Annotated in this window: 10 protein-coding genes, 1 tRNA gene and 1 rRNA gene; 10 read left to right on the top strand and 2 right to left on the bottom strand. The window is 42.0% G+C overall.

Translation table 11 applies throughout. From position 1 onward, the window contains the following. Positions 1–37 precede the first annotated feature (37 nt). Entirely contained in the window at positions 38–283 is a 246-nt protein-coding gene (locus tag HT725_RS07625) for a hypothetical protein (RefSeq protein WP_000084859.1), read from the bottom strand. A gap of 425 nt (positions 284–708) precedes the next feature. Next, positions 709–2,400, bottom strand: a complete 1,692-nt coding sequence (gene argS / locus HT725_RS07620; RefSeq protein WP_173214517.1) for an arginine--tRNA ligase — start codon at positions 2,398–2,400, stop codon at positions 709–711. 134 nt (positions 2,401–2,534) lie between these two features. Here argS and argR point away from each other — a divergent pair, with 134 nt between their 5' ends. The 10 genes from argR to HT725_RS07570 form a co-directional block, all read left to right on the top strand. Beyond that, positions 2,535–2,981, top strand: a complete 447-nt coding sequence (gene argR / locus HT725_RS07615) for an arginine repressor (protein WP_001231476.1) — start codon at positions 2,535–2,537, stop codon at positions 2,979–2,981. 50 nt (positions 2,982–3,031) lie between these two features. Further along, positions 3,032–5,566 carry a DNA mismatch repair protein MutS gene (gene mutS / locus HT725_RS07610; protein WP_173214519.1) on the top strand — a complete coding sequence of 845 codons (2,535 nt, stop codon included), beginning with the start codon at positions 3,032–3,034 and terminating at the stop codon, positions 5,564–5,566. Positions 5,567–5,712: 146 nt separating this feature from the next. Next, positions 5,713–7,419, top strand: a complete 1,707-nt coding sequence (gene patA, locus HT725_RS07605) for a multidrug efflux ABC transporter subunit PatA (RefSeq protein WP_173214521.1) — start codon at positions 5,713–5,715, stop codon at positions 7,417–7,419. A 1-nt stretch (position 7,420) separates the two neighbouring features. Continuing rightward, positions 7,421–9,187, top strand: coding sequence for a multidrug efflux ABC transporter subunit PatB (patB, locus tag HT725_RS07600; RefSeq protein WP_173214523.1), 1,767 nt, complete (start codon positions 7,421–7,423; stop codon positions 9,185–9,187). Positions 9,188–9,454: 267 nt separating this feature from the next. Next, the gene (locus HT725_RS07595; RefSeq protein ID WP_000124770.1) at positions 9,455–10,144 is read left to right on the top strand and encodes a gamma-glutamyl-gamma-aminobutyrate hydrolase family protein; all 690 of its coding nucleotides are present in this window, start codon (positions 9,455–9,457) and stop codon (positions 10,142–10,144) included. A gap of 170 nt (positions 10,145–10,314) precedes the next feature. Then, positions 10,315–11,664, top strand: a complete 1,350-nt coding sequence (locus HT725_RS07590; protein WP_000018268.1) for a glucose-6-phosphate isomerase — start codon at positions 10,315–10,317, stop codon at positions 11,662–11,664. 127 nt (positions 11,665–11,791) lie between these two features. Continuing rightward, positions 11,792–13,252 (top strand): glutamate--tRNA ligase, encoded by a 1,461-nt coding sequence (gene gltX, locus HT725_RS07585; protein WP_173253347.1) that lies wholly within the window; start codon positions 11,792–11,794, stop codon positions 13,250–13,252. A 13-nt stretch (positions 13,253–13,265) separates the two neighbouring features. Beyond that, complete coding sequence (locus HT725_RS07580; RefSeq protein ID WP_173214527.1) at positions 13,266–13,700, top strand: cytidine deaminase; 435 nt, start codon at positions 13,266–13,268, stop codon at positions 13,698–13,700. 147 nt (positions 13,701–13,847) lie between these two features. Beyond that, positions 13,848–13,919: transfer RNA gene (locus HT725_RS07575), tRNA-Glu, on the top strand. A gap of 253 nt (positions 13,920–14,172) precedes the next feature. Continuing rightward, positions 14,173–14,424, top strand: a 16S ribosomal RNA gene (locus tag HT725_RS07570); the annotation flags it as partial.

Below are 14,424 nucleotides of genomic sequence, written 5' to 3'. Positions count from 1 at the left end.
GACGGGTGGTTATGATTTTCTTAAAGAATAGCTCGGTTTATTTCAATTGATCTGTAATGTCTTTTGACAGTAACATTCCCAGATGGTAAGTTTTATTGATGTAAGCAATGACATCATTGATATTTTCAGTCGTGTGAATTTTCTCCTTGATGTCAGCCCTAAATGTTTCATCCTTTAAAAGTTGTTCTTGGTAGAGCCTTTGAAGTCGTTCTTTTTCGTACTTATTGAGCAGAAAAAGGAACACCAAGCTAATTACAACGAGGATATAAGCATATTGGCTCATAGGAATCTCCCTGTATGATAAAGAAGTAGTAGTGAGTAAATTGAATTAGTCAATTCAAAATAGCAGAACAAGTCAGCAAAACTTGATAAGATTTTTGATAGACCTCTAAACCAAACCAAATCGATATTATTGGGTTAGATGAATTAGTAAAGCGTTTAGACAAGTATCTCTAGTTACGACGTTCTGGAACATAAATCGATCATATTTATGTCCTAAAACTAGTGAAGCACCTAGCCAAATCTCTGATAGGATTTGGCGTTAGTTACTTAGACTACTTTACAATAAAGTGATTAAAAGATTACGACATGAGCCTAACCAAATCGATATTATTTGGTTAGGTGAATTAGTGAAGCGTTTAGGCAATTCGCCATATAGCGATTGCCGTCAAGAGACTAGGAACTTTAGTTCCAGTCTCTTGTAACGATTTACATCTTCTCAGGCGCTTCTACTCCAAGCAAGCGAAGGGCTTCTTTGAGAACGACTGCGGTTGCGTAGCTGAGGGCTAGACGGCTGTCGCGTTCTGGGCTTTCATCCAAGATACGTGTATGTGCATAATATTTGTTAAAGGCTTGAGCCAGGCTAATTGCAAATTTAGCAATGATAGAAGGTTCAAAGTTATCCGCCGCACGGTTGATAATACGTGGGAAGTCTTGGATGAGTTTGATGATTTCCCAGCTTTCAGCATCATTCAAGCTATAGTTGCCGGCTGTTTCTGGTTTGAAGTCTGCTTTACGTAAGATAGATTGGATACGAGCGTAGGCGTATTGAACATAAGGTCCAGTTTCACCCTCGAAGGATACCATAGCCTCTAGGTCGAAGTCGTATCCATTTGTACGGTCGGTCTTGAGGTCATAGAATTTAATGGCTCCAACTCCAACAGCATGGGCTACCTGATCTTTATTTTCAAGTTCAGGATTTTTAGCCTCTATTTGGGCCTTGGCACGGCTAATAGCCTCTGCAACAGTAGGCTCTAGCAAGATGACATTCCCTTTACGAGTAGAGAGTTTCTTCCCTTCTTTTGTAACCAAACCAAAAGGAACGTGGGTAATGTTGTCACTCCAGTCGTAGCCCATCTCTTGCAAGACAGCTTTGAGCTGTTTAAAGTGGGCAGATTGCTCTTGACCAACGACGTAGATAGATTTGGCAAATTGGTATTCATTTTTACGGTAAAGGGCTGCGGCCAAGTCACGTGTGATGTAGAGAGTTGCACCATCAGATTTCTTGATGAGGGCTGGATGTTCAATTCCATATTTCTCAAGATTTACAACCTGGGCACCTTCTGATTCAACAAGAAGGCCTTTTTCAGAAAGAATGTCTACAACTGCATCCATCTTATCGTTGTAGAAGGCTTCTCCGTTGTAGCTGTCAAATTCGACTTGCAATTCATTGTAAAGGCGGTTAAATTCCACTAAACTTTCATCACGGAACCATTGCCAAAGAGCGAGAGCTTCCTCGTCGCCATTTTCAAGCTTACGGAACCATTCGCGTGCTTCTTCATCCAAGCTAGGGTCATTTTCAGCCTCAGCATTGATGCGGACATAGAGTTTAAGAAGTTCATCAATTGGATGAGCTTTTACAGCTTCTTCGTCGCCCCATTTTTTGTAGGCAACAATCAACATCCCAAACTGTTTACCCCAGTCTCCCAAATGGTTGACCTTGACTGTTTGATAACCGATTTTTTGGAAGATATGTGACAAGCTATCTCCGATAACAGTTGAGCGCAGGTGACCAATAGAGAATGGTTTAGCGATATTGGGACTAGACATATCGATAACAACATTTTCTTGTTTGCCAATAGTTTGATCAGCATAGTGTTCTTTTTCAGTGATAACAGCTTGCAATACTTGAGCAGAAATGGCAGATTTATCAAGGAAAAAGTTAACGTAAGGTCCCGTTGCGACAACCTTCTCAAAGGCTTGGCTGTTAATTTTTTCAGCCAGTTCAGCCGCAATCATTTGAGGTGCTTTACGTTCGACTTTTGCAAGAGAAAAAGCAGGGAAAGCAATGTCTCCCATTTCTGAGTTTTTAGGGGTTTCCAGTAAATTTAAAATAGCCTCTTGGTTCAGGCTATCAATGACGCTAGCCAATTCGCTAGCAATCAATTCTTTTGTATTCATTATGAGCTCCTTTTGGACTTTTCTACTATTTTATCACATTTTTAAAGAAAGAAGAAAAACTTTTTGAAATCTCCTATTTTTTTGGTATAATATAGTTATAAAAATAGTTATAAATATTCACATAAGAGGATTTTATGAGAAAAAGAGATCGTCATCAGTTAATAAAAAAAATGATTACTGAGGAGAAATTAAGTACACAAAAAGAAATTCAAGATCGGTTGGAGGCACACAATGTTTTTGTGACACAGACAACCTTGTCTCGTGATTTGCGCGAAATCGGCTTGACCAAGGTCAAGAAAAATGATATGGTGTATTATGTACTAGCAAATGAGACAGAAAAGATTGATTTGGTGGAATTTTTGTCTCATCATTTAGAAGGTGTTGCAAGAGCAGAGTTTACTTTGGTGCTTCATACCAAACTGGGAGAAGCCTCTGTTTTGGCAAATATTGTAGATGCAAACAAGGATGAATGGATTTTAGGAACAGTTGCTGGTGCCAATACCTTATTGGTTATTTGTCGAGACCAGCACGTTGCCAAACTCATGGAAGATCGTTTGCTAGATTTGATGAAAGATAAGTAAGGTCTTGGGAGTTGCTCTCAAGACTTATTTTTGACAAGGAGAGACGGAAAATGGCGACAGAAAAGCTATCACCCGGCATGCAACAGTATGTGGATATTAAAAAGCAATATCCAGATGCTTTTTTGCTCTTTCGGATGGGTGATTTTTATGAATTATTTTATGAGGATGCGGTCAATGCTGCGCAGATTCTGGAAATTTCCTTAACGAGTCGCAACAAGAATGCCGACAATCCGATTCCTATGGCGGGTGTTCCCTATCATTCTGCCCAACAGTATATCGATGTCTTGATTGAGCAGGGTTATAAGGTGGCTATCGCAGAACAGATGGAAGATCCTAAACAAGCAGTTGGGGTTGTGAAACGAGAGGTTGTTCAAGTCATTACGCCAGGGACAGTGGTCGATAGCAGTAAGCCGGATAGTCAGAACAACTTCTTGGTTGCCATAGATCGAGATGGCAATCAATTTGGCTTAGCTTATATGGACCTGGTGACGGGTGACTTTTATGTGACAGGTCTTTTGGATTTCACGCTGGTTTGTGGGGAAATCCGTAATCTCAAGGCGCGAGAAGTGGTGCTGGGCTATGACTTGTCTGAGGAAGATGAACAAATCCTTAGTCGTCAGATGAATCTGGTACTTTCCTATGAAAAAGAAGGCTTTGAAGACCTTCATTTGCTGGATTCACGATTGGCAGCTGTGGAGCAAGCGGCATCTAGTAAATTGCTCCAGTATGTTCATCGGACTCAGATGAGGGAATTGAACCACCTCAAGCCTGTTATCCGCTATGAAATCAAAGATTTTTTGCAGATGGATTATGCGACCAAGGCTAGTCTGGATTTGGTTGAGAATGCTCGTTCAGGCAAGAAGCAAGGCAGTCTTTTCTGGCTTTTGGATGAAACCAAGACGGCTATGGGTATGCGTCTCTTGCGTTCTTGGATTCATCGCCCCTTGATTGATAAGGAACGAATCGTCCAACGTCAAGAAGTGGTGCAGGTCTTTCTTGATCACTTTTTTGAGCGCAGTGATTTGACAGACAGTCTCAAGGGTGTTTATGATATCGAACGCTTGGCTAGTCGTGTTTCTTTTGGCAAGACCAATCCCAAGGATCTCTTGCAGCTGGCGACTACCTTGTCCAGTGTGCCACGGATTCGTGCGATTTTAGAAGGGATGGAGCAACCTGCTTTAGCTTATCTCATCGAACAACTGGATGGAATCCCTGAGTTGGAGAGTTTGATTAGCGCAGCGATTGCTCCTGAAGCTCCTCATGTGATTACAGATGGGGGAATTATCCGAACTGGATTTGATGAGACCTTAGACAAGTACCGTCGCGTTCTCAGAGAAGGGACTGGTTGGATTGCTGAAATTGAGGCTAAGGAAAGAGAAAACTCTGGTATCAGCACGCTTAAGATTGACTACAATAAAAAGGATGGCTACTATTTCCATGTGACCAATTCACAGCTGGGGAATGTGCCAGCCCACTTTTTCCGTAAGGCGACGCTGAAAAACTCGGAACGTTTTGGAACTGAGGAATTGGCGCGTATCGAGGGAGATATGCTGGAGGCGCGTGAGAAGTCAGCCAATCTAGAATACGAAATCTTTATGCGTATTCGTGAAGAGGTCAGCAAGTACATCCAACGTTTACAAGCTCTAGCCCAAGGAATTGCGACAGTTGATGTCTTACAGAGTCTGGCAGTTGTTGCTGAAACCCAGCATTTGATTCGACCTGAGTTTGGTGACGATTCACAAATTGATATCCAGAAAGGGCGCCATGCTGTCGTTGAAAAGGTTATGGGGGCTCAGACCTATATTCCCAATACGATTCAGATGGCAGAAGATACCAGTATCCAACTGATTACAGGGCCCAATATGAGCGGGAAGTCAACCTACATGCGTCAGTTAGCCATGATGGCGGTTATGGCTCAGTTGGGTTCTTATGTGCCAGCAGAAAGCGCCTATTTACCTATTTTTGATGCGATTTTTACCCGCATTGGAGCAGCAGATGACTTGGTTTCAGGTCAATCAACCTTCATGGTGGAGATGATGGAGGCCAATAATGCCATTTCGCATGCAACCAAGAACTCTCTCATTCTCTTTGATGAGTTAGGTCGTGGAACTGCAACTTATGACGGTATGGCTCTTGCTCAGTCTATCATCGAATACATTCATGAGCATATCGGAGCCAAGACCCTCTTTGCGACCCACTACCATGAGTTGACTAGTCTGGAGTCTAGCTTGGAACACTTGGTCAATGTCCACGTGGCAACTTTGGAGCAGGATGGGCAGGTCACCTTCCTTCACAAGATTGAACCAGGACCAGCTGATAAATCCTACGGTATCCATGTTGCCAAGATTGCTGGCTTGCCAGCAGATCTCCTAGCAAGGGCGGATAAGATTTTGACTCAGTTAGAGAATCAAGGTACAGAAAATCCTATTCCTATGAGACAAACAAGTGCTGTCACAGAACAAATTTCACTCTTTGATACACCTGAAGAGCATCCTATCCTAGCAGAATTAGCTAAACTAGATGTTTACAATATGACACCTATGCAGGCTATGAATGTCTTGGTCGAGTTAAAACAGAAACTATAAAGCCAAGACTCACTAGTTAATCTAGCTATATCAAGGAGACTTCTTTGACAAGTTCCCACTTTTTTGCTAGAATAACATCACACAAACAGAATGAAAAGGAGCTGACGCATTGTCGCTCCCTTTTGTCTATTTTTTAAGGAGAAAGTATGCTGATTCAGAAAATAAAAACCTACAAGTGGCAGGCCTTGGCTTCGCTCCTGATGACAGGCTTGATGGTTGCTAGTTCACTTTTGCAACCGCGTTATTTGCAGGAAGTGTTAGACGCCCTCCTTGCTGGGAAATATGAAGCTATTTATAGTATCGGGGCTTGGTTGATTGGTGTGGCCGTGGTCGGTCTAGTTGCTGGTGGGCTCAATGTTGTCCTTGCAGCCTATATTGCCCAAGGAGTTTCATCCGATCTTCGAGAGGATGCCTTCCGTAAAATCCAAACCTTTTCTTATGCCAATATTGAACAATTTAATGCGGGAAATCTAGTCGTTCGCATGACAAATGACATCAACCAGATTCAGAACGTCGTCATGATGACCTTCCAAATTCTGTTCAGACTTCCCCTCTTGTTTATCGGTTCCTTTATCTTGGCGGTTCAAACCCTACCTTCTCTGTGGTGGGTGATTGTTCTCATGGTAGTCTTGATTTTTGGTTTGACTGCTGTCATGATGGGGATGATGGGACCTCGTTTTGCCAAGTTTCAAACCCTTCTTGAGCGCATCAATGCCATTGCTAAGGAAAATCTGCGCGGTGTTCGTGTGGTCAAGTCCTTTGTCCAAGAAAAAGAGCAGTTTGCTAAGTTTACGGAGGTTTCAGACGAGCTTCTCGGTCAAAATCTTTACATCGGTTATGCCTTTTCAGTAGTGGAACCCTTTATGATGTTGGTCGGTTACGGGGCGGTCTTCCTCTCTATTTGGCTGGTTGCAGGGATGGTTCAGTCGGATCCGTCAGTTGTTGGCTCCATTGCTTCCTTTGTCAATTACCTAAGCCAGATTATCTTTACCATTGTTATGGTTGGATTTTTGGGAAATTCTGTCAGCCGTGCCATGATTTCTATGCGTCGTATTCGAGAAATTCTGGATGCAGAGCCAGCTATGACTTTCAAGGATGTCCCAGATGAAGAGTTGGTCGGTAGTCTTAGCTTTGAAAATGTGACCTTTACCTATCCAATGGACAAGGAACCGATGCTGAAAGATGTGAGCTTTACTATTGAACCTGGTCAAATGGTTGGTGTGGTTGGAGCAACTGGTGCAGGGAAGTCAACCTTGGCTCAATTGATTCCACGTCTCTTTGATCCACAGGAAGGGGCCATCAAAATTGGAGGCAAGGATATTCGCGAAGTGAGTGAAGGAACCCTGCGTAAAACAGTGTCTATCGTTCTTCAACGTGCCATTCTCTTTAGTGGAACGATTGCTGATAACTTGAGACAGGGTAAGGGAGATGCTACTCTATTTGAAATGGAGCGCGCAGCCAATATTGCCCAAGCCAGTGAATTCATTCATCGTATGGAGAAAACCTTTGAGAGTCCAGTTGAGGAACGGGGAACCAACTTTTCAGGTGGGCAAAAACAAAGGATGTCGATTGCGCGTGGGATTGTCAGCAATCCGCGTATTCTGATTTTTGACGATTCGACCTCGGCCTTGGATGCTAAGTCAGAGCGCCTAGTTCAAGAAGCCTTGAATAAGGACTTGAAGGGAACAACAACCATTATCATCGCGCAAAAGATTAGCTCGGTTGTCCATGCAGACAAGATCTTGGTACTGGATCAAGGACGATTGATTGGTCAAGGCACGCATGCAGACTTGGTTGCCAACAATGCCGTTTACCGTGAAATCTACGAAACACAGAAAGGAAAGGAGGAGTGAAATGAAGACAGTTCAATTTTTTTGGCATTATTTTAAAGTCTATAAGCTATCATTTGTAGTCGTCATCCTGATGATTGTTCTGGCGACTCTTGCCCAAGCTCTCTTTCCGGTCTTTTCTGGACAAGCAGTGACGCAGTTAGCTAATTTAGTTCAAGCTTATCAAGATGGCAATCCAGAACTTGTTTGGCAAAGCCTATCAGGAATCATGGTCAATCTTGGTCTGCTGGTTTTGGTTCTCTTTATCTCCAGTGTCATATACATGTGTCTCATGACGCGCGTGATTGCAGAGTCGACCAACGAGATGCGCAAAGGCCTCTTCGGTAAGCTTGCTCGGTTGACGGTTTCTTTCTTTGACCGCCGACAAGATGGCGATATCCTATCTCGTTTTACTAGTGATTTGGATAATATCCTCCAAGCCTTTAATGAAAGTCTGGTTCAGGTCATGAGTAATATTGTTTTATACATTGGTCTGATTCTTGTCATGTTTTCGAGAAATGTAACCCTGGCCCTCATCACTATTGCCAGCACACCAGTAGCCTTCCTCATGCTGATTTTCATCGTGAAAATGGCACGCAAATACACCAACCTCCAGCAGAAAGAGGTAGGGAAGCTCAACGCCTATATGGACGAGAGTATTTCAGGTCAAAAAGCTGTTATTGTGCAAGGAATTCAAGAGGATATGATGGCAGGATTTCTTGAACAAAATGAGCGCGTGCGCAAGGCGACCTTTAAAGGAAGAATGTTCTCAGGAATTCTTTTCCCTGTCATGAATGGGATGAGCCTGGTTAATACAGCCATCGTCATCTTTGCTGGTTCAGCTGTACTTTTGAATGATAAGTCTATTGAAACAAGTACAGCCCTAGGTTTGATTGTTATGTTTGCCCAATTTTCACAGCAGTACTACCAGCCTATTATCCAAGTTGCAGCTAGTTGGGGAAGCCTTCAGTTAGCCTTTACAGGTGCTGAACGGATTCAGGAAATGTTTGACGCAGAGGAAGAAATCCGACCTGAAAAGGCTCCAATCTTCACTAAGTTGCAAGAAGGTGTTGAAATCAGCCACATTGATTTCTCATATTTGCCTGATAAACCTATTTTGAAAGATGTCAGCATTTCCGCTCCGAAAGGTCAGATGACAGCGGTTGTTGGGCCGACAGGGTCAGGGAAAACGACTATTATGAACCTCATCAATCGCTTTTATGATGTTGATGCTGGTGGTATTTATTTTGATGGCAAAGACATCCGTGACTATGATTTGGATAGTCTCAGAAGCAAGGTGGGAATTGTCTTGCAGGATTCGGTCTTGTTTAGCGGAACGATTCGAGACAATATCCGTTTTGGTGTGCCAGATGCTAGTCAAGAAATGGTTGAGGCAGCAGCCAAGGCAACCCATATCCACGACTACATCGAAAGCTTGCCTGATAAGTACGATACTCTTATCGATGATGACCAGAGCATCTTCTCGACAGGGCAGAAACAATTGATTTCTATCGCTCGAACCTTGATGACAGATCCAGAAGTTCTCATTCTCGATGAAGCCACTTCAAACGTAGATACGGTGACAGAAAGCAAGATTCAGCATGCCATGGAGGCGGTTGTAGCAGGCAGAACCAGTTTCGTCATTGCCCACCGTTTGAAGACCATCCTCAATGCAGACCAGATTATTGTCCTTAAAGATGGAGAAGTCATTGAACGCGGTAACCACCATGAACTTTTGAAACTAGGTGGCTTCTACTCAGAACTCTATCACAATCAATTTGTTTTTGAATAAGAAAAAGTTGTCCTATGTGGGCAGCTTTTTCTTGCCCATAAAAAATTTTTATCACAGCCTTAAAAAAAACATATTAGACGAAAGGCTTTTTGAGTGATATGATAGGACTATCGTTATACTCAATGAAAATCAAAGAGCAAACTAGGAAACTAGTCGCAGGTTGCTCAAAGCACTGCTTTNNGTCAGTAACCATACCTACGGTAAGGCGACGCTGACGTGGTTTGAAGAGATTTTCGAAGAGTATTAATATTCGAAAGGAGAGACATCATGGCTAGAACGGTTGTAGGAGTTGCTGCAAATCTATGTCCCGTAGACGCAGAAGGCAAAAACATTCATTCATCTGTATCTTGTAGATTCGCAGAGAGCATTCGTCAAGTCGGTGGTCTCCCTTTAGTCATTCCTGTTGGTGATGAGTCAGTTGTACGCGATTATGTGGAAATGATTGACAAACTCATTTTGACAGGCGGTCAAAATGTCCACCCTCAGTTTTATGGAGAGAAAAAGACCATCGAGAGCGATGATTACAATCTAGTGCGTGATGAATTTGAATTGGCCCTCTTGAAAGAAGCGCTTCGTCAGAATAAACCAATTATGGCAATCTGTCGCGGTGTTCAACTTGTCAATGTTGCCTTTGGTGGAACCCTCAATCAAGAAATCGAAGGTCACTGGCAAGGGCTACCTTTCGGAACATCTCACTCTATTGAGACAGTAGAAGGAAGCGTGGTGGCTAAGCTATTTGGGAAAGAAAGTCAGGTCAACTCCGTCCATCGTCAAAGCATTAAAGATTTGGCACCTAATTTCCGTGTAACTGCTATTGATCCAAGAGACCAAACTATTGAAGCGATTGAGTCTATCGACGAGCACCGCATTATCGGTTTACAGTGGCATCCAGAGTTTCTGGTTAATGAAGAAGATGGCAATTTAGAATTATTTGAGTATTTATTGAATGAACTGTAACGACTGGAACATCTAGTCGTTCTTTCTTTTATTTTTTCAAAATTTTTGGAATGTGGGATTTTTACGCAAACGTTTGAATTCTGATAAAAATTGGAGAAATTCGACAAAAAAACTTGAAAAAAACGAAGGTAAGCGTTATGATAGAAAAGAAGAAATATTGGAGGAATAACATGTCACATATTAAATTTGATTATTCAAAAGTTTTAGACAAATTTGTTGCACCACATGAAGTGGAATACATGCAATCACAAGTAACAGCAGCAGATGAATTGATCCGTAAAGGAACTGGTGCTGGTAGCGACTTTTTGGGATGGTTGGACCTTCCTGAAAACTACGACCGTGAAGAATTTGACCGCATCTTGAAAGCTGCTGAGCAAATCAAATCAGACAGCGATGTTTTGGTTGTAATCGGTATCGGTGGATCTTACCTTGGTGCCAAAGCAGCAATCGACTTCTTGAACCACCACTTTGCTAACTTGCAAACAAAAGAAGAACGCAAAGCTCCACAAATCCTTTACGCAGGAAACTCAATCTCATCTACTTACCTTGCTGACTTAGTAGAGTATGTAGCTGACAAAGACTTCTCAGTAAACGTGATTTCTAAATCAGGTACAACAACTGAACCAGCGATTGCTTTCCGTGTCTTCAAAGAACTTTTGGTTAAGAAATACGGTCAAGAAGAAGCTAACAAACGTATCTATGCAACAACTGACCGCCAAAAAGGTGCTGTTAAGGTTGAAGCAGATGCTAACGGTTGGGAAACATTTGTTGTTCCAGATGACATCGGTGGACGCTTCTCAGTATTGACAGCTGTTGGTTTGCTTCCAATCGCTGCTTCAGGAGCTGACATCAAAGCCCTTATGGAAGGTGCTAACGCAGCTCGCAAAGACTACACTTCAGACAAAATCTCTGAAAACGAAGCTTACCAATATGCAGCTGTTCGTAACATCCTTTACCGTAAAGGCTATGCAACTGAAATCTTGGTAAACTATGAGCCATCACTTCAATACTTCTCAGAATGGTGGAAACAATTGGCTGGTGAATCAGAAGGAAAAGACCAAAAAGGTATCTACCCAACTTCAGCCAACTTCTCAACTGACTTGCACTCACTTGGTCAATTTATCCAAGAAGGAACTCGTATCATGTTTGAAACAGTTGTCCGTGTTGACAAACCTCGTAAAAACGTGATTATTCCTAGCTTGGAAGAAGATCTTGATGGACTTGGTTACCTTCAAGGAAAAGACGTTGACTTTGTAAACAAAAAAGCGACTGATGGTGTTCTTCTTGCCCACACAGATGGTGATGTACCAAACATGTACGTGACTCTTCCAGAGCAAGATGCTTTCACTCTTGGTTACACTATCTACTTCTTCGAATTGGCTATCGCCCTTTCAGGTTACTTGAATGCTATCAACCCATTTGACCAACCAGGTGTTGAAGCTTACAAACGTAACATGTTTGCCCTCCTTGGAAAACCAGGATTTGAAGAATTGAGCAAAGAACTTAACGCACGTCTATAATGGAAGAAAAGAGTGGTTTGTCCACTCTTTTTACTCTCTTTATCCATAGAAATTGGACTCAGCCAAGACTTGTGATATAATATAGAGAGCAAAAAGGCAGACGCCTAGAGACTTTATAGGAGAAACTATGTCAAAAGATATCCGCGTACGTTACGCACCAAGTCCAACAGGACTACTACACATCGGGAATGCCCGTACAGCATTGTTCAACTACCTTTACGCACGTCATCATGGTGGAACTTTTATCATTCGTATCGAAGATACTGACCGTAAACGTCATGTCGAGGATGGTGAACGTTCACAACTTGAAAACCTTCGCTGGTTAGGTATGGATTGGGATGAAAGCCCAGAAACACATGAAAATTACCGCCAGTCTGAGCGTTTGGACTTGTATCAAAAATACATCGACCAACTGTTAGCTGAAGGAAAAGCCTACAAATCTTACGTTACAGAAGAAGAGTTGGCAGCTGAACGCGAACGCCAAGAAGCAGCTGGCGAAACACCACGCTACATCAATGAATACCTTGGTATGAGTGAAGAAGAAAAAGTAGCTTACATCGCAGAACGTGAAGCAGCAGGGATCATCCCAACTGTTCGTTTGGCTGTCAATGAGTCAGGTATCTACAAGTGGCATGATATGGTCAAAGGTGATATCGAATTTGAAGGTGGCAATATCGGTGGTGACTGGGTTATCCAAAAGAAAGACGGTTACCCAACATACAACTTTGCCGTTGTCATCGATGACCATGATATGCAAATTTCTCACGTAATTCGTGGAGACGACCACATTGCTAATACACCAAAACAGCTCATGGTTTATGAAGCACTTGGTTGGGAAGCTCCAGAGTTTGGTCACATGACTTTGATTATCAACTCTGAAACTGGGAAAAAATTGTCTAAACGCGATACTAATACACTTCAATTTATCGAAGACTACCGTAAAAAAGGTTATTTACCAGAAGCAGTTTTTAACTTTATTGCTCTTCTTGGTTGGAACCCAGGTGGAGAAGATGAGATTTTCTCTCGTGAAGAATTGATTAAATTTTTCGATGAAAACCGCCTCAGCAAGTCTCCAGCAGCCTTTGACCAGAAAAAACTAGACTGGATGAGCAATGATTATATCAAGAATGCAGACCTAGAAACTATCTTTGAAATGGCAAAACCATTCCTAGAAGAAGCAGGTCGATTGACTGACAAGGCTGAAAAATTAGTTGAGCTCTATAAACCACAAATGAAATCAGTTGATGAAATTATTCCATTGACAGATCTCTTCTTCTCAGATTTCCCAGAATTGACAGAAGCAGAGTGCGAAGTCATGGCGGGGGAAACAGTCCCAACAGTTCTTGAAGCCTTCAAAGCAAAACTTGAAGCGATGACAGACGATGAATTTGTGACAGAAAATATCTTCCCACAAATTAAAGCAGTCCAAAAAGAAACAGGTATTAAAGGGAAAAATCTTTTCATGCCAATTCGTATCGCAGTTTCAGGTGAAATGCATGGACCAGAATTACCAGATACAATTTTCTTGCTTGGACGTGAAAAATCAATTCAGCATATCGAAAATATGCTAAAAGAAATCTCTAAATAAGAAGGATGCAACAATGGACATCTGGGAAAAGATGTACGAAGAAGCACAGACACTATACAATCCACATGACGTATCAGACTTTGTTTATGCTAATCATGTTGTAGCTGCAGTAGAAGCAGAAGATGGACAAGTATTTACAGGATTCTGTATGGAGGGAACCTGTGGTGTTTTCCATCTCTGTGCAGAGCGGGCGGCTCTCTTCAATATGTACCAATTTTCAGGACAAACTAAGGTTAAAAAAGTATTAGCTTTTCGAGATAAACCACCTTATGGTGGAAGTTCAGCCATGGCTTGCGGTGCTTGTAGAGAATTCCTCTTGGAGTTGAACGCTGAAAATAAAGATGCAGAATTCATGATGGACTATGGTACAAGAAAGACGGTGAAAGTAGCAGAACTAATCCCTTATTGGTGGGGAGAAGAACGTGCTTCTAAGTTTAATAATCAATAGAAGAGTCAGTATAATTCTGGCTCTTTTTACTATTAATTTGAAAAACGGTACTTGAAAAGAATTGAAAAAAATAAAAAAAAGTTTAAAAAAGGTGTTGACAAAGTTTAAAAAGACTGTATAATAATAAGAGTTGAAAATAACAACTCTGGTCCGTTGGTCAAGGGGTTAAGACACCGCCTTTTCACGGCGGTAACACGGGTTCGAATCCCGTACGGACTATGGTATGTTACGGTTGAAACACTTGATGAAAAAAAGTTTCAAAAAAACTTAAAAAAGTTTCAAAAAAGTGTTGACAAGCGAAAGCGACTGTGATATACTAATATAGTTGTCGCTTGAGAGAAGCGAGTGACAAAGACCTTTGAAAACTGAACAAGACGAACCAATGTGCAGGGCACTACAACCAAGGTTGTAGTACTGAACAATGAAAAAACAATAAATCTGTCAGTGACAGAAATGAGTGAGAACTCAAACTTTTAATGAGAGTTTGATCCTGGCTCAGGACGAACGCTGGCGGCGTGCCTAATACATGCAAGTAGAACGCTGAAGGAGAAGCTTGCTTCTCTGGATGAGTTGCGAACGGGTGAGTAACGCGTAGGTAACCTGCCTGGTAGCGGGGGATAACTATTGGAAACGATAGCTAATACCGCATAAGAGTAGATGTTGCATGACATTTACTTAAAAGGTGCAATTGCATCACTACCAGATGGACCTGCGTTGTATTAGC

Source organism: Streptococcus sp. 2579 (assembly GCF_013277195.1).
Lineage (GTDB): Bacteria > Bacillota > Bacilli > Lactobacillales > Streptococcaceae > Streptococcus.
The sequence above is the reverse complement of the archived record's forward strand: the minus strand, read 5'-3'. Positions and strand labels throughout refer to the sequence as shown.